Raw genomic sequence first — 25,757 nt, 5'->3', positions numbered from 1 at the left:
GGAAACACAGAAATGTCGAGGACAATGAATCGATTCGCGGGTGTCATCGCGGGTATCGCCGCGTCGGGTCTGCTGCTCGCCGGCTGCTCGCAGGGTGAGGAGGCCGCCTCTGGTTCCGAGGACACGGGTAGCAACGACACCGCGACCGCGGCGCCGGCCGAGACCCAGGCCGCGAGCGGCGAGTTCGGCGAAGCCTGCTCCGCCGTGCCGGAGGATGGCGCTGGCAGCTTCGAGGGTATGGCCCAGGACCCGGTCGCCACGGCCGCGTCCAACAACCCTGTGCTGTCCACTCTGGTCACCGCGGTGAAGAAAGCAGGCCTTGTCGACACGTTGAACTCGGCCGAGAACATCACCGTGTTCGCGCCGACCAACGACGCGTTCGGCAAGATCCCTGAGGAGGACCTCAACGCGGTGCTCTCCGACAAGGAGACGCTGACCTCGGTGCTGACCTACCACGTGGTCGGCGAGGAGGTCACCCCGGAGGAACTGTCCTCAGGTGAGTTCGAGACCCTGCAGGGCGGCACCGTCGAGACCTCGGGCAGTGGCGAGGAGTTCACGGTCAACGGCGAGGCCAGCGTTGCCTGCGGCAACGTCCAGACCGCCAACGCGACTGTCTACATCATCGACAGCGTGCTCATGCCGAAGCAGTAAGCTCGGCTGAGTAGCAGGGGCCCTTCCGGTTTGTCAGTGCGGCCGGAAGGGCCCTTGTCGTGCTCAGGCGTCGTTGGACAGCGTGCTGCCTCAGGGGAAGCGGGGATCGAGGACGTCGAACTGGTTGGGCAGGCCCATCCGATACAGCTGGCGGTCCCACTGCTTGGCCGGTTCGAACTCTGGTGGCCGGAACAGCGGCGTGACTTGGCATTTCTCCGCGTCGGCACCCGCCGCGTCCAGCAGCGCGTTGACAGCCTGCCGCCCACCCTTGTTCGCGCCTTCCATCGTCGTGACGTTGATATCGGTGCGGACCCAGTCACCCGCGAGGAACAGGTTGTCTACGTCGGTGGCCGATTCGGGGCGGTCCGCCCACGAGCCAGGCGACTGGATGAACAGTGGTTCGTCATTGCGGACATCAGGTGTGCCGGAGTCGATGATCGCGGGGTCAAGGAACCAGGAGTGCAGCATGTCGTCGGTGAGCACATAGTCGCCGGTGTCGTTGAGGTGGGCCTTGATCTCGGCCCAGACCTCGTTGGCGATCTCCTCGGGAAGGCAGTCCTTGGCCGCCTTAGCGGTGAACATGCCAGGGGAGGTCCAGTCGGACAGGATCGTCGACAGACAGTCGGACACCGTGCCGTCACCGTAGGTGGCGAAGTCCCGGTGCCAGAACTGCGCCTGGCTGATTGACGTGATCGCCCACCCTGAGTCGACGTAGTTGACGTGGCCAGGGGTGATCGGTACCGGCTGCTTGAGGTAGAACATCAAGCCGTTCATCCAGTCGGTGCGCAGATCGCGGATGCTGGCAAGGCTTGGGTCCGCCGCGAGCAGATCGGGCGTCAGCAGCTGGGTGAATCGCTCGACGGGGATCGCCGAGACGAACCAGTCCGCGTGCACCGCCGTGGTACTGCCATCCTGCCCGGTTACCGTCGCCGAGGTGATCCGGCCGCGGTCGAGCTGGAGGCCGTCCAGTGTCCAGCCGACCTCGAACCGCACGCCGAGCTCGCGCAGGTGCTCGATCCATGGGTCCAGCCACCGTTCGCTCGTTTCCCCATCGAGAACCCGGTCGACGGAGGCGTCCTCCTCGTTGCCCCTGCCCATCGCGCTCCACGCCGTCGTCTCACCGACAAGGCCGATCGAGTGCGTGCTGGCATCGGCGGACTTCATCGCCGCGAGGTTGCGGATCATGCCATCGGCCAGGAACGCCCGATACTCGTCTGACATCCGCTCGGCCCGGATGAAGTCGCTCCACGGTAGTCGGTCCCACTGGCCGAGTCGCCGCTCGTCACTACTGGTCGCGTACACGAGCGCCTTCTGCGCGAAGAACGCCGCCTCGTGTGGCGGCAGCCGGAACGCCGTCTCGGCTCCCGCGCGCATTGTCTCCAGGAATGACTCCGGTGTGTACGGCTGTGGCTTCGGCGGGAACGGCTCGGGGAACGGGATCGTCAGATCCGCCCGGTCACCAGCTCGCGCGCCGAGATACGTCGTGGCCCTGGTCAGGTTCTCCCAGCAACCCTTGTCGTTGCCGGGGAACGGAATGCGGCGCATCGTGTCGCCGAGATCGTGGTAGAAGCCAGGGAAGAACCGGAACCCGTGCTCACCGGGCAGCGGCTTGCGGTCGCCGGTGGCGGACTCAGGTACGGGGATGCTGCGTGCTTTGCCGCCCAACGACTTGCGCTCGTACACGGTGACGTCGAAGCCCCGCTCGACCAGCTCGTGGGCGGCGGTCAGTCCGGCGACCCCGGCACCGAATATCGCGACGGTACGTCCAGGAGGCCGTCGAACTGAGCCAGACGCGGGTGCGCCGATACTCCACGTGGCAGCGGCGGTGCCCGTCGCGGCCACGGTGCGGAGGAAGGACCTACGGGGCACGGGTGGCTTCATGATGTCTCCCGCCGTTCCGCCATGGGCTATGACGGTACTGTTGAACAATGGCCAACAGCTATTGGCGGGCTGCCAACTCACCCGAAAAGAGCAAGGGTCCTTCCGGTTTGTCAGCGCGGCCGGAAGGGCCCCTGCTATCGCGTTACGCGTCGCCGGACTCGGACAGCTGCGGGCCCGCGGCTGCGATGTCGTCCAGCCGGTACGTGCGCGTCGCCTGAGACACGACCGACTGCTCCACCTGCCCCTTGCGAGCAAGTGCGGCCAGTGTGGCGACCACGATCGACTGGGCGTCGACCAGGAAGTACCGCCGGGCCGCGGGCCGGGTGTCGGAGAACCCGAACCCGTCGGTGCCGAGGCTGATCATGTCGCCGGGTACCCACGGTCGAATCTGGTCCGGCACCGCACGCATCCAGTCCGAGACCGCCACGATCGGCCCCTCGGTGTCGAGCAGTTTTTCGGTCACGAACGGCACCTTCGGCTCGTCGTCCGGATGCAGCAGGTTGTGCTTGTCCACCGAGACGGCGTCACGACGCAGTTCCGACCAGGACGTCGCCGACCAGACGTCGGCGCGCACGCCCCACTCGTTCGCCAGCATCTCCTGCGCCCGCAGGGCGTCCGGCATCGTCACACCGGAGACGAGGATCTGCGCCTTCGGACCGGAGCCCCGCTCTGCCTCCTGGTAGCGGTACAGCCCGCGCAGCAGGCCGTCGAGGTCGAGGTTCTCCGGCTCGGCAGGCTGTTGGTACGGCTCGTTGTAGACCGTCAGGTAGTAGAAGATGTTCTCTGGGTCGTCGCCGTACATCCTGCGCAACCCGTCGCGGACGATGTGCGCGATCTCGTACGCCCACGCCGCGTCGTAGGCCACCACCGCTGGGTTGGTCACCGCGAGCAGCAGCGAGTGACCGTCGGCGTGCTGCAGCCCCTCACCGGTCAGCGTGGTGCGGCCCGCCGTCGCACCGATGACGAACCCGCGCGCCATCTGGTCCGCTGCCGCGTAGAAGAAGTCGCCGGTGCGCTGGAACCCGAACATCGAGTAGAAGATGTAGATCGGGATCATCGGCTCGCCCTGCGTGGCATACGACGTCCCCGCCGCGGTGAACGACGCGACCGAGCCAGCCTCGTTGATGCCCTCGTGTAGCAGCTGGCCCTGCTCGCTTTCCTTGTACGAGAGCATGAGCTGGGCGTCGACGCCGGTGTAGGTCTGGCCGTGCGGGTTGTAGATCTTGGCCGTCGGGAACATCGAGTCGAGCCCGAACGTGCGGGCCTCGTCCGGAATGATCGGCACTAGCCGGTCACCGATGCCCTCGTCCTTGGCCAACTCGCGGACCAGCCGGACGAACGCCATCGTAGTGGCGACGTCCTGCTTGCCAGACCCCTTGCGGATGGCGTCGTAGACCTTGTCGCCAGGCAGCACCAGCGGCTTCGACTGGGTGCGCCGCTCCGGCAGGAACCCGCCGAGCGTCTTGCGGCGGCCCATCATGTACTCGATCTCCGGTGAGTTCTCGCCGGGGTGGTAGTACGGCGGCAGCTTAGGGTCGCGCTCCAGCTCCTCGTCGCTGATCGGGATGCGCTGGGCGTCCCGGAACAGCTTCAGGTCGTCCAGCGTGAGCTTCTTCATCTGGTGGGTGGCGTTACGGCTCTCGAACGACGCGCCGAGGCCGTAGCCCTTGATGGTGTGCGCGAGGATCACCGTCGGCTGCCCGTGGTGCTCCAGCGCCGCCTTGTACGCGGCGTAGACCTTGCGGTAGTCGTGGCCGCCGCGCTTGAGGTTCCAGATGTCGGCGTCGGAGAGGTCGCGGACAAGCTCTTTGGCGCGCGGGTCGCGGCCGAAGAAGTGCTCGCGGACGTAGGCGCCGTCGTTGGCCTTGTACGTCTGGAAGTCGCCGTCCGGCGTGGTGTTCATCAGGTTGATCAGCGCGCCGTCCCGGTCCGCGTGCAGGAGCGCGTCCCACTCGCGGCCCCAGATCACCTTGATGACGTTCCAACCCGCACCCCGGAAGTACGCCTCAAGCTCCTGAATGATCTTGCCGTTGCCCCTGACGGGACCGTCGAGCCGCTGCAAGTTGCAGTTGATGACGAAGGTGAGGTTGTCCAGCCCCTCACCGGCCGCCACGTGGATCAGGCCGCGCGACTCCGGCTCGTCCATCTCGCCGTCCCCGAGGAACGCCCAGACGTGCTGGTCGGAGGTGTCGGCTATGCCACGCGCGTGTAGGTAGCGGTTGAACCGCGCCTGGAAGATGGCGTTCATCGGGCCGATGCCCATCGACACCGTGGGGTACTCCCAGAAGTCCGGCATCAGCCTCGGGTGCGGATACGACGGCAGGCCGCCGCCCTCACCGGCGTGCGAGTACTCCTGGCGGAAGCCATCGAGCTGCGACTCGGTGAGCCTGCCCTCCAGGTACGCGCGGGCGTAGATGCCGGGGGAGGCGTGGCCCTGGATGAAGATCTGGTCGCCGCCGCCGGAGTGGTCCTTGCCTCGGAAGAAGTGGTTGAAACCCACCTCGTACAGCGCGGCCGACGAGGCGTAGGTGGAGATGTGTCCGCCGACGCCGACCCCGGGGCGCTGCGCCCGGTGCACCATCATCGCCGCGTTCCACCGGATGTAGGCGCGATAGCGGCGCTCGATCTCCTCGTCACCGGGGAACCACGGTTCGTTCTCGGTGGGGATGGTGTTGACGTAATCGGTCTCGGTCAGCGGTGGTACGCCGACATTGCGCTCACGGGCTCGTTCGAGGATGCGCAGCATCAGGTAGCGGGCGCGCTGCTGACCACCCCTGGCGAGCGCCGCGTCGAACGAGTCGAGCCACTCCGAGGTCTCCTCGGGATCGATGTCGGGCAGGTGGGCGGCAAGGCCGTCGCGGATGACGTGCACGCGCGACGGGCTGGCGTGGCCAGCCGGTGCACCGTTGCCGTTCGAGCTGTGCTGGGGCAAGGGATCTCCTAGCCTCGTGGAACTGTGATTACTGTCATTGTGCTCCGCGCCCGACTTTGTCGCGGTTCGGGTACGCGCGCGCGGGTTACTAGTCATCCTGGCGTGTTTCGTAGTCCACGTCACTGTTACTAGCCAGTACGAGGACTGTGTCTCACTCCGTGCGACCCCGGTGATCGGCGGAAACTTGATCGTGTAAGGAGTCAAGTCGGGCGTTGCCGCTTGCATGTGACGCCGTTGCCGTGTTCGCTAGCGCATGAAGGTGTGACATTGACGCGCTGCGAGTCAGCGCGCGCGAGAATGGAGGAACAGCGGTCGTGGTCGCCTCTGGAGACGCTGGGGGCAGCGTCGCCGAAAGGCTCGGCATCAAGCCGGACATGGTGGTCCAGGAAATCGGCTGGGACGAGGACGTCGACGAGGATGTTCGAGCCGCGATCGAGGAGCTCACGGGCGACGAGCTTCTCGATGAGGATGCCCAGGAAGTGGTGGACGTCGTGCTGCTGTGGTGGCGCGACGGCGACGGCGACCTCGGGGACGCGCTCGTCGACGCACGGGTGTCGCTCGACGAGGACGGTGCGATCTGGGTGTTGACGCCGAAGACGGGGCGACCCGGTCACGTCGAGCCTGCCGAGCTCGCCGAGGCCGTGCCTACGGTGGGGCTGTCACAGACGTCGAACGTCAGCGTCGGAGAAGCGTGGATGGGCTCTCGCCTCGTATCGCCGAAAAAGGCGAAGCGTTGAGCCGTTCTCGAGGCCGATAGGGTGTGATCAGGAGCAGCACACACCCGAGGTGATCGAGAGGATGTCGCCGATGGCGGTCGAGGTTGGTTCACAGGCGCCGGACTTCACGCTCAACGACTACAACAAGCAGCCCGTCACGCTGTCGGACTTCCGCGGCGACAAGCCGGTGCTGCTGGTGTTCTACCCGTTCGCGTTCAGTGGGATCTGCCAGGGCGAGCTGTGTCAGCTCCGCGACGAGTTCGACGACTACGACGGTAACGGCGTGCAGGTGCTCGGCGTCTCGGTGGACACGCCGTTCTCGCTCAAGGCGTGGGCTGACCAGCAGGGTTACCAGTTCCCGTTGCTGTCGGACTTCTGGCCGCACGGCGAGGTCGCCAAGGCGTACGGGGTGTTCCACGAGAAGGCTGGGCTCGCCGTGCGTGGCACCTTCCTGATCGACACCGATGGCGTCGTCCGCTACGCCGAGGTCAACGAGCCAGGCGAAGCACGGGACCAAGGTGCTTGGAAGAAGGCCATTGCCGGGCTGACCTGACGGCACGGCATGATGTCGGTAGCGGTACGCGGCATCATGCGGTGTTACCGAGGCATGATGTAATGCGGTGCCCGCTCGTGTAGCGGGCCCGATCGGGCGCATAGCTCAGCGGAAGAGCACTTGCCTTACAAGCAAGGGGTCGCTGGTTCGAACCCAGCTGCGCCCACCGTCCTGATGGCTGTCACCCTCCATCCGTCTCGGCAGGGGTCGCCTCATGGCCTGGGAGGCCAGGGGTGCGGCGCGCACGTTTCAGTCCTGCCTCGTACAGATGGCGGTAGCCCAAGGTCAGTTCGCGGGCTTGGCGCTCGAACTCGCGAAACGGTGCGTAGTAGAGGTCGTCGTACTCCTCGATCACCTGGAACGTCCACCGGCCAGGTAGGACGTTGCGTCCGAGAAGCTCGCGCTGGAGCTTGCGCGCGAGCCCGCCGTGACCGGCCTCGTCCAGCAGTTCGATCGCTCGCTCCAGCTTGAAGTCGGCTGATCCGGTCAGCTGGTGGAACGTGTACAGATGACCGCGTGCGCACTCGACGGTCTCGAACGCCTCGGTCAGCTTGCCGACGGCGGTGATGGTCGTATCGTCTACCTGTCCGGTCTCGGCCAAGTTGTCGTCCAGGCGTGGATCGGGTATGTGGTGAGGTGTCTGCGTCATGCTCGCCGAGTACCCATTCGCGGACGTTCGATGCGAGGGAGTGCGGCATGGATGACGACACCGCACGCCGTGTTCTGGGAATCAGCCCGCACGCCACCCGGGAGCAAGCTCGTGCGGCATACAAGCGGCGCGCCAAGATGATCCATCCGGACCGACACGCGAACACCTCGAATGCCGCTCGTCACGAGGCGGAACGGGCCATGGCGGAGCTGAACGAGGCGTGGCGAGCGCTGCGGAGCGGGACGTCGACGCCCGGCGACACCGTGCGGCAGGCCGCTAACCGGGAGAGGTCAACCGAGGATCACGTCGCCGCGCGACACGACCGGGCGCGCCGCCCGCGCGATCGGGAATGCGAGATCTGCGGGTACACACCTGCGGTCTGGATCGACATCCGGGCACTCACGGGGCTGATCATCCTGCACAGCTCGGACCGCTACGCCGCGACGCTGTGCAAGAACTGTGGCACGGCGATCTGGCGAGACGTGCAGGCGCGGACGTTGACGCTCGGCTGGTGGGGTATACCCGCGTTGTTCGTCAACCTCGCCGTGCTGGTCAACAACCGTGGCTACGGTGCTTCGCTCCGAGAGTTGGCGCCACCCACGGCGCGGGTGGCCGATTCACCAGCACCCATGTCGGAACCGATGTCGGTCACGAAGCCCGTCACGGCCCGGGTGCTGCCGTGGCTGGCGACGATCTCCGTCGTGGCGATCATCGTGCTTGTGGCGATAGCCGCGGTACGGGTGCGGGGATGAGCGCTACTCGACACTGCTCGACGCGCTACCGAGCGTCGATCACGCTGACGTGTGGCGCGACTCGTTTCACGCTCGATTCGAGCGACGCCGGGTCAAGCGACCATCCGTTCACCGGGCGGCTGGCGACCGTGACCTCCCCGGGAATGTGCGGGATGATAACCGACGCGGTGCGCTGGCCGAGCCGACCGGTGCCTGGGCCGGGCAGCGGTGGCAGACCCTTCTTCCGTTGCACTCCGACGTAATCCATCCTCGCGCCGGGAGCCATGCGCTGCCGCCACAGCACCACGGCGACGACGTCGCGCCACGGGACGAAAGCCGTGGTCGCCCGATAACGTGGCGGGGAGCCACCCAACGTGATCCCCGAGGAATCGACCCGTAAGGCTGTCTTCCTGGAGAACATGAGCAGCAGCATGATCACGCTGCCGCCACCGAACAAGGCCAGTCCCAAAACCCGCACGAGTATCGGTATGTCAGGTCCCGGCCAAAGGAATACCCCGACGAAGACCGCGCTGACCAGGAGAAAGATCACGCTCCGTGGATTGGGCCCGTACCGCTCCTCATACTCAGCCGCTGTCAACATGCCCCCTCGTCTCGACGACAGTGCACGGTATCACCGCTCGGACGGTGCGCCTGGTCATCAGGCGGCATCGCTACGAGTCAAGGCGCTCGCGGAACCGCTCCAGCAGGTCGCGCTGGCCAGCGACGATTTTCTCGACCGCCTCGTCGAGCCCGAACCACGCCACCCGGTCGACCTCGGGAAACTCTCGTATCCGCCCTGACCCTCGTGGCCATTCCATCTCGAAGGTGCCAGGGTCGATGGCGTCCGGGTCGACGTCGCCCGCCACCGCCCACGCCGTGACGACCTTGCCGCCGGATTGCCGGACGTCGCCGAGTGCGATCACGTCGCCGGCCGGCGGTGCGAGGCCCAACTCCTCGCGGAATTCGCGAAACGCCGCCGCGCGCGGTTCCTCGATGTCGTCGTACTCGCCCTTCGGGATGGACCACGCCCCGGCGTCGCGCCGCGACCAGAACGGTCCGCCCATGTGGGCGAGTAGAACTTCCGTCGCTCCCGCTCGCGTGCGATAGACGAGGAGCCCGGCGCTGCGCTTGCCTGCCATGGTCCGCAGTCTGCCCTAACGTCATCTGGACGTTCCTAGGGTTGTTGCGGGCAGAAACGGATGAAACAGACATAATGCTGTCACAGGCCCAAAAGGTCGAGGTGCGGCGGGCATCCTCGCGCGCGGCGTCGGAGATTCGCGCTTTCTGTGCGTGGTGGGCGGTTCAGGTTCGCCGCCATCCCGGGCGGAAAAAACGCGCGAGCAGGTGATATCGCGACAACCTCCCGTCGACCACGGAAAGTGATTACTGGCATTCGGGTAGTGATTGGCCACCTGCCGTGTGGTGGTGTCGCCAGCCTCTCGCGATCACAGCCACGTGCCCCTGACCATGGGGTTTCACCCCAATCAGGAGGTAGCGAGATGCGCCGGACAACACGACTGGCAGGGCTGACGGCAACCATGGCCGCCGGCGTCTTGGTGCTCGCGCCAGCGGCTCACGCGGCACCGAGTTCGGACATCACGGTGGGTGATCCAGGAATCGTCATCGACTTGTTCGACGGCGACGACATCCTGATCACCATCGGCAGTCTCGTGATCAGCATCGGATAGGCGCGCCCGCCCCGCGCGCCGTGCGATCGCCGAGGAGGCGGCCGGGACACGGCGACATCAGTCGGGGGGAGGGCCTGCCAGGCATGTTCTGGGAGCGAACCCCGTGCCCGCCAGGTCCTCCGTGTTCCGCCGTCGGCTCCATCGGCGATGAAGTGAAGGGCGTCTTCGCGACACGTGGCGTTGCGAAGACGCCCTTCACCAACTCGCGTCCAACCGTGGCGAGGGGCACGTGACACCGCACGGGCATTTCGGATACCATCGGTATCTGAAGCGGTGTTCATCAATGATTGCGAGGCAAGGCGATGTCGGACGACGTGCACGAGGTGGTGATCGTCGGGGCTGGTTTCGCCGGGATCTGCGCGGCGATCCGGCTCAAGGACGCGGGCATCGACGACTTCGTCATGCTGGAGCGCGCCGACGATGTCGGCGGTACCTGGCGCGACAACCGCTATCCCGGCGTCGCGGTGGACATCCCGTCGGTGACCTATCAGTTCTCCTTCGCGCAGAAGAGCGACTGGCGACGCGTTTTCGCACGCGGCGCCGAGGTCAAGGACTACGTCGACGACGTCGTCGACCGCTACGGCCTTCGCGAGCATGTGCGGTTCAACACCGAGGTCGTCGACGCCGAGTTCGATGAGGACGACCACCGCTGGCGCGTCCGTACCGCCGGCGGCCGCACCCTCAGCGCGCGGTTTCTCATCTCGGCGCACGGCGTGTTCTCCAAGGCGAAGCGCCCCGACATCGACGGCGTCGAGGACTTCGCGGGCAAGACCATCCACACGCTGCATTGGGACGACGACCACGACCTCACCGGTGAGCGTGTCGCCGTCATCGGGACCGGCGCCACGTCGGTGCAGCTCGTACCGGAGATCGCCAAGAAGGTCGAGCGGCTCGACGTCTATCAGCGCACCCCGATCTGGGTCGTGCCGCGGCCTGATGTGCGGGTGCCACCGGCTGTGCGGCGCCTGTTTGGCGCGTTGCCGCCCGCGCGCTGGGCCGCCCGCGCGGCGGTGAGCGCCGGGATCGAGATCGCGATGCTGCTCGGCGTCACCAACCACACACGGCTGCCGTTCCTGGTGAAAGGAATCCGGAAGCTCGCGGAGCGCCACCTGGAACGTCAAGTGCCCGACCCTGAGCTGCGTCGGCGGCTGCGGCCGCAGTACGAGTTCGGTTGCAAACGTCCCGCGTTGTCCAACGACTACTGGCGCACCTTCACCCGCGACAACGTCGACCTGGTGACCGAGAAGATTCAGCGCATCCTGCCGCACGGCATCGAGACCGTCGACGGTCAGGTTCGTGAGATCGACACGCTCATCCTGGCGACCGGGTTCCAGTTCCTCGAGTACGACAGCGTGCCCGGCTACCCGCTGCGCGGCGAGGGCGGTGTCGATCTGCGGGACTGGTGGGTCGACAACCGCTACCAGGCCTACGAGGGCATCAGCGTCACCGGTTTCCCGAACCTGTTCCTGATCCCGGCCCCGCACTTCGCGACGAGCTGGTCCTGGCTGGTCATGGTGGAGTCGCAGACCCGGCACGCGCAGCGCGTCATCAGCCACGCCTTGCGCAACGGCGCCACGTACGCAGGGGTGCGCCCGGACGCGCAACGCCGGTTCTACCGGGAGATGGACACCGGACACGAGAAGACGCTGTTCCTCAACCCGTCCTGCGCCGGGTCCAACACTTACTACCTTGACCGCGACGGCAGGCCGTCCATCGTTCGGCCTCAGTCCAGCGTCACCGCGCGGTGGCGGGCCAACCGCTTTCCGCTGGACGACTACGAGTTGCGCGCGAGCTGACACTCCGGCACGAATCACCCGGTGAAGCCGGTTACAAAAGCCTGGTCGACGCCCAGCGAACGGCCCATGATGGCTCGGTTCCCGCCGCCTTGTGCCTGGCCGCCCCCGCGAAGGAGAAGCTGTGTCTTCCGTTGCTTCCGCAGAGACGTCCGAGCCGATCACGCGAGCGGGCAGGCTGATGGTGTGGTTCGGCGGTGGTCACTGGCGCGACCTCGCTGACCGAGACGAACGCGCTACCTACCAGCTCGCGGGCTTCCTGGTGTTGCTCAACGCGCTGATGGCGTGGGGTGTGGCCACGGCGGCGACGCTCAGTGTCAGTTCCGTGCACCCACTGCTGGCTGCGGCGTTCACACTGCCGCTCGGGTTGCTGGTGGGCGCGTTCGGCAGGGTGTTGGCGAGCAGACTGACGCGCACCAGGCGATTCGGGCTGGGCGACGTCGTTGGCGGGCTCGTCGCGGTGCTCATCGGGCTCGTGGTGGGGGAGCTGGCCGCGTTGGCGCTGTTCGCGGGACCGGTCGACCGCGCGCTGAACGACAAAGTCGACCAGGCCCGCGCCGACGTCGCGACCAGCGAACCCGCGCAGCGGCTGGAGCGGCTGCAGCAGGAGCGGCGGGAGCTCGACACGGACGTCAACGCCGCTATCGCGCAGCGCAACAGCGCCCGTGCGGTGGCGCGCTGTGAGGTCGACCCGGGCCCTGGGTGTCCGACGGACCAGATCACCGGTGACCCCGGCCTTGCTGACGAAGCCCGCGAAGCCCAAGCCGCCCTCGCGGCGGCGGAGCGCGACCTGGCGCGGGCGCGCGCGGAGCGGAACCAGGACGCACCAGGTTTCGACCGCGACATCGCTGAGCTGCGTGAACAGCTAGCCGCCGATCGGGAGCGCGCGGTCTCGCTGGCCCGGGCCGACTCCGGCATCGACGCCAGGTGGCAGGCGATGCACGGCTACACTGCGGCGCACCCTGTGGCGCTTGTGCTTCGGCTCGGGGTGCTGACGTTCTTCGTGGCGCTGACCCTGCTGCCGTTGCTGTTGCGACTCTGGCGAGGTCAGACCGAGCAGGACCGCAGGATCCTCGCGCGACGGGAGCGGCTTCGGGCCGAGGAGGAAGCGGACACCGCGCTGGCGATCGCACGAGCGGAGGCACGCACCGAGGCGGCTGCCGCGCACGCGTCGCTGCCACCCGCGGAGCGGGCCGTAGCGCTCGCCGCGCTCGCGGAACGACCCGACGTGGAGCGGCCCGTGCTGACCGCGACCGCGCGTCGTGAGGGGGAGTGGGCTACGGCGAAGGCGCTGGCCGCCAGCGGCTCGGACGGCCAGGATGCGGGTTCCTCGGCGAACGTTGTTCCGGAGGCTGGTTCCGCCGTGCCCGCCGATGCCGCTGGGACCGCACTGAAGCGCCCGTCCGGATCCGGCGACGTGTCGCGTCACGTGCCGGGGCCGCTGGACAACTTGCCTGGCCCACTGCCGAGCCTCGCGCGAGCCGTTACTGGACTGATCCCGGAGCGCATCACCCAGCTGCCCGCCCAGGTCGCGACCAATCCGGTGAAGACGGCCCGCACGCTGCTGGAGGACGTCGAGGAACTGCGGGTCACCTTCACCAGGAAACGCAGCGTCACCGTGCACGAGGAGTCCAGCGGTGAGGCGGCGAGTAGCTCGGACGCGTTGGCCGCGGATAGTGACCGGCCACGCGTTCAGCACGTGAGGGCCAGCCGCGTTATCGACCCTGACGCCGGCCGCGATGAGCTGAGCGGGCGTTCCGCCACCACTCTCGGTTCCGGCCTTTCGGCGCGCGCTGTCGAGCGGGGACGGCGCCGGGAGCTGCCCCGCGGTGACTGAGGTGGATGACGCCTTCACTGTGCTCGGCGGACGTTCGCCGGGGCGACTCGAGCGCTGCCTGCTTCCTCCCGTAATGCCCTTTTAACGAATATCGCGTCCCAAGTCCGGCCAGGCCGTAACTCTTCCAGGTGACCACGCGAAGTTAGGGGCAGTAACCCGCGGACTGCGTGACCGCATGTTGGCGGTCACGGCACACGTGAGGACACCACAGTGGACGGGCGTACCCGAGCTGGGGCACGGGCAGGCCCCGGTAATGGCACGGTTAGGGGGCGGGACAGAGTGACCGAAGACGTCGACTCTCGGCTCGCGAGTCCGATTTCGACCGGACCCGCTCGCCCCGCTTGGACTCGGCAGCGACCGCGTGGAAAACACCGAGAGCGCCGTGCGTTCAGCCTGTCGGCCACCCGGTGGGAGCCCCGCTACCGGCAGGCGGTGATCGGCGGTGACGTCCTCGCGACGGCGCTCGTCGTGATCGTCGTGGGTGCCGTGATGAAGATGCGTCACCCGGGATGGACGACATTATCCCTGGTCACCCTGGAAGTGCTGACCGTGCTCGCGGTGGCATGCGCGCTCGGGCTGAGCCGGGTGTGGCATCCAGTCGTGCTCGGTCAGGGGCCGGACGAGTTCAACCGGCTTGGCAAGGGACTGTTCGCCTCTGTCGTCACGCTCAACCTGTCACTGTTGGCTGTCGGTACCCCGGCGGGTGCGCGGTTGTGGGTGTTCGTCGTCGTGCCAGCCATCGCGTTGCTGGTGTTTCCGCAACGCTACCTATTGCGGCAGCTGCTGCACCGGCAACGCTACCGGGGCCGATGCCTTCTGCCCGTACTCGCCGCGGGCAATCCCGCCGCGATCCGCGACCTCATCGTCCGCACCAGGAACGCGGCGCATGTCGGCTGGCGGGTGGACGCGGTATGCACCGAGACGGGAATGGCTGGCCCCTCCACCACCGACACCGACCTCGACGGCGTTCCCATCATCGGCACGTTCCACGACGTCGCGGAACATGTGCGGCGCGGTGGGTACCGCATCGTCGCCATCACACCGGACGCCTACTGGACACCTGATCGGCTGCGCAGGCTCGCCTGGGACCTCGAAGGCACCGGCACCGAGATGGTCATCGATCCCGGTCTGATGGAGGTCGCCGGACCCCGGCTGCACATCAGCGGCGTCCTCGGGCTGCCGCTACTGCGGGTCAGCGAACCCGCGTTCACTGGGTTTCGCAGAGTCGTCAAGGAGTTGGTCGATCGGGGCGGCGCCGCGTTGCTGCTGACGCTGCTCGCTCCGCTGATGGTGATCATTTCGACACTGATCGCGATCGAGAGCAAGGGCGGCGTGTTCTATCGGCAGCGTCGCGTCGGCAAGGACGGCACCGAGTTCAGCATCATCAAGTTCCGGACCATGCATCCCGACGCAGAACAGCGCCTCGCCGAGCTCGCGGACGACAACGAGGGCGCTGGGCCGCTGTTCAAGCTCCGCACCGATCCGCGCATCACCCGCGTCGGCGCGATCCTGCGCCGATACTCCCTGGACGAGCTGCCCCAGCTGCTGAATGTGCTCGCCGGGTCGATGTCGCTCGTCGGTCCGCGTCCACCGTTGCCAAGCGAGTGCGCCGAGTACCCGCCGCACGTGCGACGTCGCCTGCTTGTCAAGCCAGGTATGACCGGACTGTGGCAGGTCAGCGGGCGCAGCGACCTGTCGTGGGAAGAGTCGGTGCGCCTCGACTTGCGCTACGTCGAGGACTGGTCGCTCGCCCTTGACGCGCTGATCTTGTGGAAGACGATTCGTGCCGTCGTGAGCGGTGAGGGGGCCTACTAGATGCGACAGTGCCGGTTGTGTGGTTCGGATGCGCTAGCCAGCGTGCTCGACCTCGGAGCGACACCGCCATGCGAGCGAGTGCTGACCGAGGCGATGCTCGACGAGCCGGAGCCCACGTACCCGCTGCACCTGCGAGTGTGTCAGTCCTGTCTGCTCGCGCAGATCCCCGCGCTCATCACGCCGGAGGACACCTTCCGCGAGTACGCGTACTACTCCTCGTACTCGACGTCGTGGGTGGCGCACGCTCGGCGGTTCGTAACCGACGCCGCCGACCGGCTCGGTCTGGACGACGACTCCTTCGTGGTCGAGGTCGCGAGCAACGACGGTTACCTGCTGCGGCATTGCGTCGAGCGCGGTATCCGTTGTCTCGGTATCGAGCCGTCCGTCAACGTCGGTGAGGCCGCGCGCGAGGCGGGGGTCCCGACGTTGACCGGGTTTCTCGACCCGGAGTTGGGCGCGACGGTGTGCGCGGGACACGGCCCCGCTGATCTAGTCGTCGCCAACAACGTCTACGCCCACGTGCCTGATGTCATCGGGTTCACCGAGGGACTGCGGCGGCTGGTCGCCGACGACGGCTGGGTGTCGATCGAGGTGCACCACCTGCTTTCGCTGATCGAGCACAACCAGTTCGACACCATCTACCACGAGCATTTCCAGTACTACACCGTCGCCTCGGCCCAGCGGGCACTCGCTTCCGGTGGGCTCGCGCTGGTCGACGTCGAACCGCTGGACACCCATGGCGGTTCGTTGCGGCTGTGGGCGCGGCCCGCCGAGGTAGCGAACGGTCCGAGTGAACGGATGCGCGACGTCTTCGCCCGGGAGAAGGCGGCAGGCCTGCACGACATGTCCGGCTACATCGGGTTCGGACAGCGGGTGGACCAGCTACGGCGCGATCTGCTGGTGTTCCTGCTCACGGCGTCCCAGCGCGGCGACACCGTCGTCGGTTACGGCGCGCCTGGTAAGGGAAACACGTTGTTGAACTACTGCGGTATCCGCCCGGACTTGCTTTCTTACACCGTCGACCGCAACCCCTACAAACACGGCACCTACACGCCGGGCATGCGCATCCCGATCCTGCCGCCGGAGCGGATCGCCGCTGACCACCCGGACTACGTGCTGGTGCTGCCGTGGAACCTGCGCGACGAGATCACCGCGCAACTGTCCTATGTGGCCGAATGGGGTGGCAAGCTCGTCTTCCCCATCCCCAGCGTCGAGATCGTCGAGGTGACGCCATGAAAGTCGTCTTGTTCTGCGGTGGGTACGGCACGCGGATGCGCACCGGAACGCCGGGTGACGTCCCCAAGCCGATGCAGCTGGTTGGGCCGCGGCCGCTGATCTGGCATGTGATGCGCTACTACGCTCACTTCGGCCACACCGACTTCATCCTGTGCCTCGGCTACGGCGCGCATCACATCAAGGACTTCTTCCTGAACTATCAGGAGACGACCTCGAACGACTTCGTGCTCCGCGACGGGGGCGTTGAGTTGCTCTCCACCGACATCTCGGACTGGACGGTCACGTTCGTGCAGACCGGCATCGAGTCACCGATCGGGGAGCGGCTGCGGCGCGTGCGCGAGTATCTGGACGGCGACGAGATGTTCCTCGCGAACTACGCCGACGTGCTCACCGACGCACCGCTGCCGGAGATCGTCAACCGGTTCGCGGACTCCGACGCGGGCGCGTCGATGATGGTGGTGCCGCCGCCGGGCACGTTCCACTGCATCGACGTCGGTGACGACGGCATGGTCGCCTCGATCGCGCCGGTCAGCGAGATGCCGCTGTGGGTCAACGGCGGCTACTTCGTACTACGCCAGGAGGTGTTCGACCATCTCCCGGAGAACGGCGACCTCGTGGGCGACGCCTGCGTTGAGTTGGCTAAGCGCGGCAGGCTGTTGGCGTATCCGCATCGGGGTTACTGGCGGCCAACCGACACCGTGAAGGAGCGGGTCGCCCTCGACGAGGCATACTCGCGCGGCGACCGGCCGTGGGCACTCTGGGAGCAGGACGTGGCGCGGTCGAATGGCGCGGCGACCCATGACGTGACGTCCGAGAGCGCGGCATCCAACGGTGCGGCGGTATATGGCGCCACGCACGGCGCGGTCGCCGCCCAGGCCCTGGCGCGGCACGTATGATCCGCCTGCGCGCTGGACAGGTCGAGCGCATCGTCGCGGTGGGTGCCCATTGCGACGACATCGCCATCGGCGCGGGCGGCAGTCTCTACGCGGCCTGCCGTGCGCACCCAGGTGTGCGGGTCACGGCACTGGTGCTCACCGGCGGCGGTACCGAGCGCGAGACAGAGGAACGCGCCGCGCTCACCGCGCTGTGCCCTGGCGCAGAGATCGACCTGACCGTGCTCAAACTGCCGGATGGTCGTACCCCCGCGCACTGGGATGAGGCCAAGTCGGCGGTGCGAGAACTGCGGGAGCGCGCCGACACCGGTCTGAACGCCGATGTCGTCTTCGCGCCGAACCCGGGTGACGCCCACCAAGACCACCGGCTGCTCGCCGAACTGGTACCGCAGGTGTTCCGCGACCACCTGGTGCTTGGTTACGAGATCGTCAAGTCCGACGGCGACCTCGGCAGGCCTGCTGTCTACCACCCGCTGGCTGACGACGTGGCGCGGCGGAAAGTCGACGTCCTGCATGAGCACTACGCGTCGCAGCGGCACCGCCCGTGGTTCGACGATGAGGCGTTCCTCGGGCTGGCGCGGATTCGTGGCATCGAATGCCAGACCCGCTACGCAGAGGCGTTCCACACCACCACCGTGACCCTGGACCTGGAGGGCTGATCTGATGCGTGTGCTGCTGACCGGACATCAGGGCTATCTCGGCACCGTCATGGCGCCGATTCTCGCCGAAGCGGGCCACCAGGTCACCGGGCTCGACTCGGGTCTGTTCGCCTCCTGCGTGCTCGGCGCCGAGCCGGAGGACCCACCCGGCATTCCGGTCGACCTGCGCGAGATCACGCTCTCCCACCTGTCAGGGTTCGACGCCGTGATTCACCTCGCCGCGCTGTCCAACGATCCGCTCGGGTCGCTCGCGCCCGAGCTGACGTTCGACATCAACCACCGCGCCAGCGTCCGCCTCGCTCGGCTCGCACGTGATGCGGGGGTGCGGCGGTTCCTGTACGCGTCGACGTGCTCTGTGTACGGCGCGTCCGGTGGTGACGACCTGCTCAACGAGGACGCGCCGCTGCGGCCCGTTACCCCGTACGCCGAGTCGAAGGTGCGGGTCGAAGACGATCTGCACGCGCTCGCTGACGTCGACTTCTCCCCGGTGTATCTGCGTAACGCGACCGCGTTCGGGTTCTCACCCCGGCTGCGCACGGACATCGTGCTGAACAACCTCGTCGCCCACGCGCTGCTGTCCGGCGTAGTGCTGGTGCTGTCGGATGGCACCCCGTGGCGGCCGCTGGTCCACGCCGCTGACATCGCGGCCGCGTTCGCCGCCGCGCTGGTCGCGCCGCGCGAGTACGTGCACGACACGGCGTTCAACGTCGGCACCGAAACCAACAACCTCACCGTGGCCGAGATCGCGAACGAGGTCGTCGCCGCCGTGCCGGACGCCGAGCTGCGCATCACCGGCGAGAACGGCTCGGACCCGCGCTCCTACCGCGTCGACTTCTCCCGGATGCGCGCCGCCACCGGCTTCGCCGCCCGCTGGACCGTCGCGGACGGCGCGGTCGAACTCGCCGACGCCTACCGCCGCTTCGGACTGACCACGGCGGACTTCGAACGCCGCTTCACCCGGCTGGCGTGGTTGTCCGACCGCACCGACGTGGGCGACATCGACGCCATGCTGCGACCGACGAAGGCGGTGGCGTGATGAGCACGGCATCCGCCGTTGGCGCCGAGATGCACACACTGGTGCGGCGGCTGTACCCACTGTGTCGCAGCATCACCGGCGACGGTGTCCGCGAGACGCTACGGATCATCGGCGAGGATCTCCCGCTCGACGTCACCGAGGTTCCGTCTGGCACCGAGGTCTTCGACTGGACCGTGCCGCCGGAGTGGACCATCCGGGATGCCTATATCGTCGACGCCGCAGGCAGGCGCGTGGTCGACTTCGCCGTGTCGAACCTGCACGTCGTCGGCTACAGCGAGCCGGTGTCGCGACGGATGTCCCTCGCCGAGTTGCGGCCGCACCTGCACACGCTGCCCGATCATCCCGACTGGATTCCCTATCGAACCAGCTACTACCAGCGCGACTGGGGCTTCTGCCTCACCCAGCGCACTCTCGACGCGCTGGAGCGGGACGGCGATGACGCCGTATACGACGTCGTCATCGACGCTGACCTCGCCGACGGCCACCTCACCTACGCCGAGCACGTCGTGCCCGGCCAGGTCAGCGATGAGGTGCTGATCTCCTGCCACGTCTGCCACCCGTCGCTCGCCAACGACAACCTCGCGGGGATCGCCGTCGCCAGCCAGCTCGCCCGACACTTGGCGCGACAGACACCCCACTACACCTACCGGTTCCTGTTCGCGCCCGGCACCATTGGCTCGATCACCTGGCTCGCGCGCAACCAGCACCGGATCGACCGCGTCGCCCACGGCCTCGTGCTCGCCTGCGCGGGCGACCGGGGTCAGCTCACCTACAAACGCAGCAGGCGCGGCGACGCGGGCATCGACAGGGCCGCGGCGCACGTGCTGTCCACATCGGAGCGTCCACATCGCGTTGTCGACTTCTCGCCCTATGGCTATGACGAACGGCAGTACTGCTCGCCGGGCTTCAACCTCGGCGTAGGCTGCCTCACCAGGACGCCATACGCCGCGTACTCCGAGTACCACACCTCGGCCGACAACCCCGACTTCGTCACGCCGGACGCCATGGCCGACACTCTCGCGGTCTGCCGTGAGCTGCTCGCGGTGCTCGACCGTGACCGCCGCTACGTCAACCTGAACCCGCACGGCGAGCCGCAACTCGGCAAACGCGGGCTCTACGAGGCGCTTGGCGGTCGTAGCGACGCCAAGCAGGCGCAGCTCGCGATGCTCTGGGTGCTCAACTACTCCGACGGCGACCACTCGCTGCTCGACATCGCCGAACGCGCCAAGCTGCCGTTCGACGCCATCGCCGCCGCCGCGGACGCGCTGCTCGCCGCGGAGCTGGTCAAGGAGTGATGCCCGTGCGCGCCGCGATCCGCTCCCGAACCGTCCGAGCCATGGCGGGGCGGTTGAGCTGGGGTCTCGCCGACCAAGCCGTGTCGAGCATGACCAACTTCGCGGTGAGCGTCGTCGTCGCCCGCACGCTTGGTGCGGTCGAATTCGGCATCTTCACCCTCGCCTGGGTCACCTACGGCGTCGTCCTCAATATCTCTCGCGGGCTTGCCACCGACCCGCTCACGGTGCGCTTCAGCGGCGTGCCGCACGGCGAGTGGCGGGAGGCCGTCCCGCGCTCCTGCGGCACCGCGCTCGGCGTCGGCGCGGCAGCGGGCGTAGTCAGTATCGCGGCGGGTACCGCCATCGGCGGCACGCTCGGCGCGGCGTTCGTCGCGCTCGGGCTGATCCTGCCCGCGCTGCTGTGGCAGGACAGCTGGCGGTTCGCGTTCTTCGCGGCGGGGGAGGGCCGCCGCGCGTTCACCAATGACATGGTGTGGGCAGCCGCGCTCGTCCCAGCGTTGATGCTCGCGGCTGGCAGTGGCAGCGTGTTCGCGTTCCTGCTCGCCTGGGGCGGGGCCGCCGCCGTCGCCGCCGGGTTTGGTTGGGTGCAGACGGGGCTCGCGCCACACGCGCGCGGCGTCGGACCGTGGTTGCGGCAGCAGCGTGACCTCGGCCCGCGCTACCTGGTGGAGAACGTCAGCATCAGCGGCGCCGCCCAGATCAGGATGTATGGCCTAGGTGCCATCGCCGGGTTGGCTGACGTCGGCGCGGTGCGTGGCGCTGATCTGATGCTCGGTCCGTTCATCGCGGTGACCATGGGGCTCGCGCTGGTCGCGGTCCCCGAGGCGTCTCGCGTGCTACGCACCCACCCGCGGCGACTACGGCTGTTCTGTCTCGGACTCGGCGGACTGCAGGTCGGTGGCGCGCTGCTGTGGGGGCTTGGACTGTTGGTGCTGCTGCCGAACGCGCTCGGGGTCGGACTGCTCGGCGAGGTCTGGCCCGCCGCGTCGGCGCTGTTGATTCCCGCCACCCTCGCCGTCGCCGGCGTCGGGCTGTCCAACGGCGCCACGGCGGGACTACGAGCACTTGGGGCGGCCCCGCGCAGTCTGCGCTGTCAACTGTTCGCCGCCGCGGGGCTCGTCACCGGCGGACTCCTGGGCGCGGCCATCGCGGGCGCGAGCGGGTCCGCGTGGGGCGCCGCCATCGCGGCCTGGTGTGCGGCGCTGGTCTGGTGGACCCAACTGCACGCCGGGTTGCGCGATCACGCCCGGCAGATCACGACACCCGGAAGTGCTCCGGTGGTGTTGACCACCGGCAACGAGGAGTGAGCGACATGACCACCACGCCACGGCTAAGCATCGGACTTCCCGTCTACAACGGGGAGAACTACCTGACCGAAGCGCTGGACGATCTGCTCGGCCAGACCTACACCGACTTCGAGCTGATCATCTCGGATAACGCGTCCACCGACGCCACCGAACGGATCTGCCGCGCCTACGCCGACGCCGACCCGCGCGTGCGCTACATCCGCCAGCCCCGCAACATCGGCGCGGTTCCCAACCACAACTTCCTGGTCGGGCAGGCGCGCGGCGAGTTGTTCAAATGGGCGGCGCACGACGACCGGTTCGGGGACACGCTGCTGGAGCGCTGCGTCGCCGCGCTCGACACGGAGCCCGACGCGGTGCTGTGCCACTCCCACATGGCTGTCGTGGACGCCGACGGCACCCTGGCGGAGAAGTACGACTACACCATCGCCACTGACTCGCCGTCCGCGCCGGAACGGTTCAAGAGCCTGCTCGTCACCGACGGCGGCGACGACTTCTACGGCGTGGTGCGCCTCGATGTGATGCGCCGCGCGCCGAGGATGGACAGCTATCACAACGGCGGCAGGGTGTTCGTCGCCGGGCTGTCGCTATACGGGCGGTTCCTGCAGGTACCGGAGGTGCTGTACTTCCGCCGCGACCATCCGGGTCGCGGTGACCGGCTGCCCAGCATCTCGGCGGTCTGCAGCAACCTTGACCCGCGTCGCGCGAACCACAGCACCGCGCGGTTGCTCGCCGAGTACGTTGGCGGCTACCTCAGTGTGATCCGCCGGTCGCCATTGTCCCCTCGGGACCGCGCGGCGTGTTACCGCGCCATCCTCGGCTGGTTCGCCGGGCGGGGGATGCGTATCCCGGCGCGTCGGTTGGCGTTCGCCCGCGTGCTGCCGTCGTTCGGGGCGGGCCAGGTCGACACCTCGGGGTCCTCGGAGTCCTCGACGCTGCGCGAGAGAAAACGAAGATGACCAGGCGGCGCTGGCGAGATAGCGGCACTCATCATGTCGGGTTCTTCGGCATCCTTGGCTCTGGCAACCTCGGTAACGACGGGTCGCTGGAAGCGGTAACCAACTACCTAGCCAAGCGCCATCCCGACACGCGGATCGGGTTCTTCTGCATGGGCCCCGACCGGCTCGCTCGTCGCTACGACGCTCCCGCCCGCCCGTTGCAGTGGTACGAGGCGCACGCGGGCAACGCCACCGGAGCGCGGGCCACGCTGCTCAAGATCATCGGGAAGCTGCTCGATCCGTTGCGGACGCTGGTTTGGGTACGCGACAAGGACGTCGTGATCGTTCCCGGCATGGGGGTACTCGAGGCGGCGCTGCCCCTGCGACCGTGGGCGATGCCGTACTCGCTGCTGTCACTGTGCCTGGCGAGCAAGCTCACCGGCACCAAGGTCGCGCTCGTCAGCGTCGGCGCGAACGTCATCAGCAAACCGCTGACCCGCTGGCTGGTCATCCGAGGTGCACGGCTCGCCGACTACCGCTCCTACCGGGACGAGCACTCCCGCGACGCGCTGCGCCAGATGGGACTCGACGTCAGCGGCGACCGCGTTTACCCAGACTTGGCGTTCGCGCTGCCTGTGCCCGAACTGCCCGAGCCGAGGGACGGGGCCGTAGGTGTCGGCGTGATGGCCTACCACGGCGGCAACGACGACCGAGATCGCGCTGACGAGATTCACCGCGCTTACGTCGCCACCATGACCGGATTCGTGCTCTGGCTGCTCGCCGCGGGCAGGCCGGTGCGGCTGCTATCCGGCGACAAGGCAGACACCGACGTCGTCGACGAGATCCTGGCCGCCGCCCGTGCACGCCATCCCGATCTCGACCCGTCGCGGTTGATCGCGGAACCACTGACCAATCTGCATGATGTGCTGCGGCAGCTCGCGGCCGTCCAGACGGTCGTCGCCACGCGCTATCACAACATCGTCTGCGCGCTGATGCTCGCCAAACCCATCGTCGCGGTTGGCTACTCCGCCAAGACCGAGGTCACCATGGCCGAGTCCGGGCTCGCCGAGTTCTGCCACCCGGCGTGGGAACCCGACCTGGACCGGCTCATCGCGCAGTTCACCGACCTGGAGCGTCGCGCGCCCGAGCTGCGGGAGGGCATGGCCGCTCGCAGCGCGGCCTCGCGTGTAGGTGTGGAGCGGCAGCTCGCGGAGCTGTCCGCTCTCCTGTTCACCGAGCACCGTCACACCGAGCACCGTCACACCGAGGGGGAATGATGAAAGCGATCCCGATTCCGGCCATCGCCGGGGCGTACCGGTTCGAACCGCGGCCGCACCAGGATGAACGCGGCACGTTCAGCCGCACTTTCGATGCCGATGTCGTCCGGTCGGTTGGTATCGACCCGGCGGCGTTCGTGCAGGACAGCGCGTCGCGCTCGCACAAGGGAGTGGTGCGTGGTCTGCATCTACGCCGCGATCAGGGCGAGGCGAAGCTGGTGCGCTGCTCGTACGGCGCGGTGTTCGACGTCGTCGTCGACTTGCGGCCGGACTCGCCCACGTACCGGGCCGTGGAGACATTCGAGCTCACCGACGAGTCGCAGGTGACGATCTACATCCCGGCGGGCTGCGCGCATGGTTTCCAGGCACTCACCGAGCCCGCGGACGTCGCCTACCGCATCGACCAAACGCATGATCCCGCCGCCGACATCGCCATCGCGCACGACGATCCGACACTGGGCATCCCGTGGCCGCTGCCGGTCACGGCGATGTCGGAGCGGGATCGACATGCGCGGCCGCTGTCGGAGGTGATTGGACGGCGCGGATGAACACCGTGAACGGCGTGCTGCCGTTATCCACCGAACTGAACCGCAGGCTGAACACACTGATTCCCGGCGGCGCGCACACCTACGCCAAGGGCGAGGACCAGTACCCGGAGGGCCTCGCGCCCGTCATCACACACGGCCACGGCGGGCACGTGTGGGACGTCGATGGCAATCGCTACATCGAGTACGGCGCTGGCATGCGATCAGTCAGCTTGGGTCATGCGCATCCCGCCGTGCTCGCCGCCGTGCGCCGCGAGCTGGAGCGGGGCGCCGGTTTCGTGCGGCCCAGCATCATCGAGGCCGAGGCCGCCGATCTGTTCCTCGACACGGTGCCGACGGCGGAGATGGTCAAGTTCGCCAAGAACGGCTCCGACGTCACGACGGCAGCGGTGCGCCTCGCCCGCGCCGCGACCGGCAGACCCCTGGTGGCGTTCTGCGGGGACCAACCGTTCTTCTCCACCGACGACTGGTTCATCGGCACCACGCCGATGAACGCGGGTATTCCCGACCCGGTCACGGAACTGTCCGTGCGGTTCCCGTACGGCGACCTCGCCGCTACCGAGGAGCTGTTGCGCAGCCACGAGGGCCGCGTCGCCTGCTTGGTCCTGGAACCGGCGACGCTGACGGAGCCACCGGATGGGTACCTCGCCGGTTTGCGCGCGCTGGCGGATCGTCACGGCTGCGTGCTCATCTTCGATGAGATGATCACCTGTTTCCGCTGGTCGGAGTCCGGTGCGCAGGGCTTGTACGGCGTCACGCCGGACCTGTCGACGTTCGGTAAAGCGCTGGGCAATGGTTTCGCCGTGTCCGCGCTCGCCGGGCGCAGGGAGCTGATGGAGCAGGGCGGGTTGCACTCCGATCGCGAGCGGACGTTCCTACTCTCGACCACGCACGGCGCGGAGACGCACTCGCTCGCCGCCGCGATGGCCGTGCTGCGCACCTACCGCGCCGAGGGCATCACCGCGCGACTACACACGCTGGGGGAGCGGCTCGCCACCGGGGTGAGCGAGGTGGCCGCCGCGATGGGCGTCGCCGACCACGTCATGGTGCGCGGCAGGGCCAGCAACCTGGTGTTCGCCACGCTCGATGAGCGGTTGCGGCCGTCGCAGGAGTACCGCACGCTGTTCCTGCGGCAGCTCGTCCTCGGCGGGGTGCTCGGGCCGTCCTTTGTGGTCAGCAGTGCGTTGACCGAGGACGACATCGACCGCACCATCGACGTCGTCGGACGCGCCTGCGCGGTGTATCGCAAAGCACTGGACGTCGCCGACCCGACGCCCTGGATGGGCGGTCGGCCGGTGGCGCCGGTGCTGCGACGGTATAGCTAGGGG

General features: G+C 67.8%; 23 protein-coding genes and 1 tRNA gene. 19 read left to right on the top strand and 5 right to left on the bottom strand.

Annotated elements, in window-relative coordinates; translation table 11 throughout:
- Nucleotides 1–24: 24 nt before the first annotated feature.
- Nucleotides 25–651, top strand: coding sequence for a fasciclin domain-containing protein (locus tag ACFQGD_RS21720; protein ID WP_345397804.1), 627 nt, complete (start codon nucleotides 25–27; stop codon nucleotides 649–651).
- 90 nt (nucleotides 652–741) lie between these two features.
- Here ACFQGD_RS21720 and ACFQGD_RS21715 read toward each other — a convergent pair whose 3' ends face one another.
- Together ACFQGD_RS21715 and aceE are read right to left on the bottom strand one after the other, a co-directional pair.
- Nucleotides 742–2,532 carry a hydroxysqualene dehydroxylase gene (locus ACFQGD_RS21715; protein ID WP_345397801.1) on the bottom strand — a complete coding sequence of 597 codons (1,791 nt, stop codon included), beginning with the start codon at nucleotides 2,530–2,532 and terminating at the stop codon, nucleotides 742–744.
- Between the two features lie 142 nt (nucleotides 2,533–2,674).
- Entirely contained in the window at nucleotides 2,675–5,464 is a 2,790-nt protein-coding gene (gene aceE / locus ACFQGD_RS21710) for a pyruvate dehydrogenase (acetyl-transferring), homodimeric type (protein WP_345397798.1), read from the bottom strand.
- A 314-nt stretch (nucleotides 5,465–5,778) separates the two neighbouring features.
- Between aceE and ACFQGD_RS21705 the strand changes: the two genes are divergently transcribed.
- From ACFQGD_RS21705 to ACFQGD_RS21695, 3 genes are all read left to right on the top strand, one after another.
- Nucleotides 5,779–6,201 carry a DUF3052 domain-containing protein gene (locus tag ACFQGD_RS21705; protein ID WP_345397796.1) on the top strand — a complete coding sequence of 141 codons (423 nt, stop codon included), beginning with the start codon at nucleotides 5,779–5,781 and terminating at the stop codon, nucleotides 6,199–6,201.
- A 70-nt stretch (nucleotides 6,202–6,271) separates the two neighbouring features.
- Entirely contained in the window at nucleotides 6,272–6,733 is a 462-nt protein-coding gene (locus ACFQGD_RS21700; protein ID WP_345397793.1) for a peroxiredoxin, read from the top strand.
- Nucleotides 6,734–6,827: 94 nt separating this feature from the next.
- Nucleotides 6,828–6,899 (top strand) — tRNA-Val (locus ACFQGD_RS21695).
- Nucleotides 6,900–6,914: 15 nt separating this feature from the next.
- Here the strand turns inward: ACFQGD_RS21695 and ACFQGD_RS21690 are convergent.
- Nucleotides 6,915–7,382 (bottom strand): hypothetical protein, encoded by a 468-nt coding sequence (locus ACFQGD_RS21690; RefSeq protein ID WP_345397790.1) that lies wholly within the window; start codon nucleotides 7,380–7,382, stop codon nucleotides 6,915–6,917.
- Between the two features lie 47 nt (nucleotides 7,383–7,429).
- Here ACFQGD_RS21690 and ACFQGD_RS21685 point away from each other — a divergent pair, with 47 nt between their 5' ends.
- Nucleotides 7,430–8,134 carry a J domain-containing protein gene (locus tag ACFQGD_RS21685; protein WP_345397787.1) on the top strand — a complete coding sequence of 235 codons (705 nt, stop codon included), beginning with the start codon at nucleotides 7,430–7,432 and terminating at the stop codon, nucleotides 8,132–8,134.
- A gap of 25 nt (nucleotides 8,135–8,159) precedes the next feature.
- Here the strand turns inward: ACFQGD_RS21685 and ACFQGD_RS21680 are convergent, their stop codons facing one another.
- Together ACFQGD_RS21680 and ACFQGD_RS21675 are read right to left on the bottom strand one after the other, a co-directional pair.
- The gene (locus ACFQGD_RS21680) at nucleotides 8,160–8,714 is read right to left on the bottom strand and encodes a hypothetical protein (RefSeq protein WP_345397784.1); all 555 of its coding nucleotides are present in this window, start codon (nucleotides 8,712–8,714) and stop codon (nucleotides 8,160–8,162) included.
- Between the two features lie 70 nt (nucleotides 8,715–8,784).
- The gene (locus ACFQGD_RS21675; RefSeq protein ID WP_345397781.1) at nucleotides 8,785–9,252 is read right to left on the bottom strand and encodes an NUDIX hydrolase; all 468 of its coding nucleotides are present in this window, start codon (nucleotides 9,250–9,252) and stop codon (nucleotides 8,785–8,787) included.
- A 360-nt stretch (nucleotides 9,253–9,612) separates the two neighbouring features.
- On the opposite strand from ACFQGD_RS21675, the gene ACFQGD_RS21670 reads away from it, so the two are divergent.
- The 14 genes from ACFQGD_RS21670 to ACFQGD_RS21605 all read left to right on the top strand — a co-directional run bounded on the left by ACFQGD_RS21670 (nucleotide 9,613) and on the right by ACFQGD_RS21605 (nucleotide 25,754).
- Nucleotides 9,613–9,801, top strand: coding sequence for a hypothetical protein (locus ACFQGD_RS21670; protein ID WP_345397778.1), 189 nt, complete (start codon nucleotides 9,613–9,615; stop codon nucleotides 9,799–9,801).
- A gap of 302 nt (nucleotides 9,802–10,103) precedes the next feature.
- Nucleotides 10,104–11,597 (top strand): flavin-containing monooxygenase, encoded by a 1,494-nt coding sequence (locus ACFQGD_RS21665; protein WP_345397775.1) that lies wholly within the window; start codon nucleotides 10,104–10,106, stop codon nucleotides 11,595–11,597.
- Between the two features lie 121 nt (nucleotides 11,598–11,718).
- Nucleotides 11,719–13,431 carry a DUF4407 domain-containing protein gene (locus ACFQGD_RS21660; protein WP_345397772.1) on the top strand — a complete coding sequence of 571 codons (1,713 nt, stop codon included), beginning with the start codon at nucleotides 11,719–11,721 and terminating at the stop codon, nucleotides 13,429–13,431.
- 432 nt (nucleotides 13,432–13,863) lie between these two features.
- Entirely contained in the window at nucleotides 13,864–15,246 is a 1,383-nt protein-coding gene (locus ACFQGD_RS21655; RefSeq protein WP_390221091.1) for a sugar transferase, read from the top strand.
- Nucleotides 15,247–16,482, top strand: a complete 1,236-nt coding sequence (locus ACFQGD_RS21650; protein WP_345397769.1) for a class I SAM-dependent methyltransferase — start codon at nucleotides 15,247–15,249, stop codon at nucleotides 16,480–16,482.
- Nucleotides 16,479–17,378: a sugar phosphate nucleotidyltransferase gene (locus ACFQGD_RS21645; protein ID WP_345397766.1), complete on the top strand. Its 900-nt coding sequence runs from the start codon at nucleotides 16,479–16,481 to the stop codon at nucleotides 17,376–17,378. Before ACFQGD_RS21650 ends, ACFQGD_RS21645 begins: the two co-directional genes overlap by 4 nt.
- The gene (locus ACFQGD_RS21640) at nucleotides 17,375–18,034 is read left to right on the top strand and encodes a PIG-L deacetylase family protein (protein ID WP_345397763.1); all 660 of its coding nucleotides are present in this window, start codon (nucleotides 17,375–17,377) and stop codon (nucleotides 18,032–18,034) included. Before ACFQGD_RS21645 ends, ACFQGD_RS21640 begins: the two co-directional genes overlap by 4 nt.
- Before the next feature lie 4 nt (nucleotides 18,035–18,038).
- Nucleotides 18,039–19,070 carry an NAD-dependent epimerase/dehydratase family protein gene (locus ACFQGD_RS21635; protein WP_345397760.1) on the top strand — a complete coding sequence of 344 codons (1,032 nt, stop codon included), beginning with the start codon at nucleotides 18,039–18,041 and terminating at the stop codon, nucleotides 19,068–19,070.
- Entirely contained in the window at nucleotides 19,070–20,365 is a 1,296-nt protein-coding gene (locus ACFQGD_RS21630) for a DUF4910 domain-containing protein (RefSeq protein ID WP_345397758.1), read from the top strand. Before ACFQGD_RS21635 ends, ACFQGD_RS21630 begins: the two co-directional genes overlap by 1 nt.
- Before the next feature lie 41 nt (nucleotides 20,366–20,406).
- Complete coding sequence (locus tag ACFQGD_RS21625) at nucleotides 20,407–21,672, top strand: MATE family efflux transporter (RefSeq protein WP_390183349.1); 1,266 nt, start codon at nucleotides 20,407–20,409, stop codon at nucleotides 21,670–21,672.
- 5 nt (nucleotides 21,673–21,677) lie between these two features.
- Nucleotides 21,678–22,628 carry a glycosyltransferase family 2 protein gene (locus ACFQGD_RS21620; protein WP_345397753.1) on the top strand — a complete coding sequence of 317 codons (951 nt, stop codon included), beginning with the start codon at nucleotides 21,678–21,680 and terminating at the stop codon, nucleotides 22,626–22,628.
- On the top strand, nucleotides 22,625–23,884 hold the full coding sequence (locus ACFQGD_RS21615; RefSeq protein WP_345397749.1) for a polysaccharide pyruvyl transferase family protein: 1,260 nt from the start codon (nucleotides 22,625–22,627) through the stop codon (nucleotides 23,882–23,884). Before ACFQGD_RS21620 ends, ACFQGD_RS21615 begins: the two co-directional genes overlap by 4 nt.
- Nucleotides 23,884–24,432 (top strand): dTDP-4-dehydrorhamnose 3,5-epimerase, encoded by a 549-nt coding sequence (gene rfbC / locus ACFQGD_RS21610; RefSeq protein WP_345397902.1) that lies wholly within the window; start codon nucleotides 23,884–23,886, stop codon nucleotides 24,430–24,432. Before ACFQGD_RS21615 ends, rfbC begins: the two co-directional genes overlap by 1 nt.
- Nucleotides 24,429–25,754: a glutamate-1-semialdehyde 2,1-aminomutase gene (locus tag ACFQGD_RS21605; RefSeq protein WP_345397746.1), complete on the top strand. Its 1,326-nt coding sequence runs from the start codon at nucleotides 24,429–24,431 to the stop codon at nucleotides 25,752–25,754. Before rfbC ends, ACFQGD_RS21605 begins: the two co-directional genes overlap by 4 nt.
- Nucleotides 25,755–25,757: the final 3 nt, after the last annotated feature.

The organism is Haloechinothrix salitolerans (assembly GCF_042662605.1).
Classification (GTDB): domain Bacteria; phylum Actinomycetota; class Actinomycetes; order Mycobacteriales; family Pseudonocardiaceae; genus Haloechinothrix_A; species Haloechinothrix_A salitolerans.
Note: the sequence above shows the minus strand (reverse complement) of the source record. Positions and strands in the feature narration are given on the sequence as shown.

Coding starts and splice junctions, on each gene's coding strand:
- ACFQGD_RS21625 (WP_390183349.1), top strand. CDS start 20,407: ATGGCGGGGCGGTTGAGCTGGGGTCTCGCCGACCAAGCCGTGTCGAGC.
- ACFQGD_RS21720 (WP_345397804.1), top strand. CDS start 25: ATGAATCGATTCGCGGGTGTCATCGCGGGTATCGCCGCGTCGGGTCTG.
- ACFQGD_RS21635 (WP_345397760.1), top strand. CDS start 18,039: ATGCGTGTGCTGCTGACCGGACATCAGGGCTATCTCGGCACCGTCATG.
- ACFQGD_RS21640 (WP_345397763.1), top strand. CDS start 17,375: ATGATCCGCCTGCGCGCTGGACAGGTCGAGCGCATCGTCGCGGTGGGT.
- ACFQGD_RS21690 (WP_345397790.1), bottom strand. CDS start 7,382: ATGACGCAGACACCTCACCACATACCCGATCCACGCCTGGACGACAAC.
- ACFQGD_RS21670 (WP_345397778.1), top strand. CDS start 9,613: ATGCGCCGGACAACACGACTGGCAGGGCTGACGGCAACCATGGCCGCC.
- ACFQGD_RS21715 (WP_345397801.1), bottom strand. CDS start 2,532: ATGAAGCCACCCGTGCCCCGTAGGTCCTTCCTCCGCACCGTGGCCGCG.
- ACFQGD_RS21615 (WP_345397749.1), top strand. CDS start 22,625: ATGACCAGGCGGCGCTGGCGAGATAGCGGCACTCATCATGTCGGGTTC.
- rfbC (WP_345397902.1), top strand. CDS start 23,884: ATGAAAGCGATCCCGATTCCGGCCATCGCCGGGGCGTACCGGTTCGAA.
- ACFQGD_RS21645 (WP_345397766.1), top strand. CDS start 16,479: ATGAAAGTCGTCTTGTTCTGCGGTGGGTACGGCACGCGGATGCGCACC.
- ACFQGD_RS21630 (WP_345397758.1), top strand. CDS start 19,070: ATGAGCACGGCATCCGCCGTTGGCGCCGAGATGCACACACTGGTGCGG.
- ACFQGD_RS21650 (WP_345397769.1), top strand. CDS start 15,247: ATGCGACAGTGCCGGTTGTGTGGTTCGGATGCGCTAGCCAGCGTGCTC.
- ACFQGD_RS21675 (WP_345397781.1), bottom strand. CDS start 9,252: ATGGCAGGCAAGCGCAGCGCCGGGCTCCTCGTCTATCGCACGCGAGCG.
- ACFQGD_RS21605 (WP_345397746.1), top strand. CDS start 24,429: ATGAACACCGTGAACGGCGTGCTGCCGTTATCCACCGAACTGAACCGC.
- ACFQGD_RS21665 (WP_345397775.1), top strand. CDS start 10,104: ATGTCGGACGACGTGCACGAGGTGGTGATCGTCGGGGCTGGTTTCGCC.
- ACFQGD_RS21680 (WP_345397784.1), bottom strand. CDS start 8,714: ATGTTGACAGCGGCTGAGTATGAGGAGCGGTACGGGCCCAATCCACGG.
- ACFQGD_RS21620 (WP_345397753.1), top strand. CDS start 21,678: ATGACCACCACGCCACGGCTAAGCATCGGACTTCCCGTCTACAACGGG.
- ACFQGD_RS21685 (WP_345397787.1), top strand. CDS start 7,430: ATGGATGACGACACCGCACGCCGTGTTCTGGGAATCAGCCCGCACGCC.
- ACFQGD_RS21700 (WP_345397793.1), top strand. CDS start 6,272: ATGGCGGTCGAGGTTGGTTCACAGGCGCCGGACTTCACGCTCAACGAC.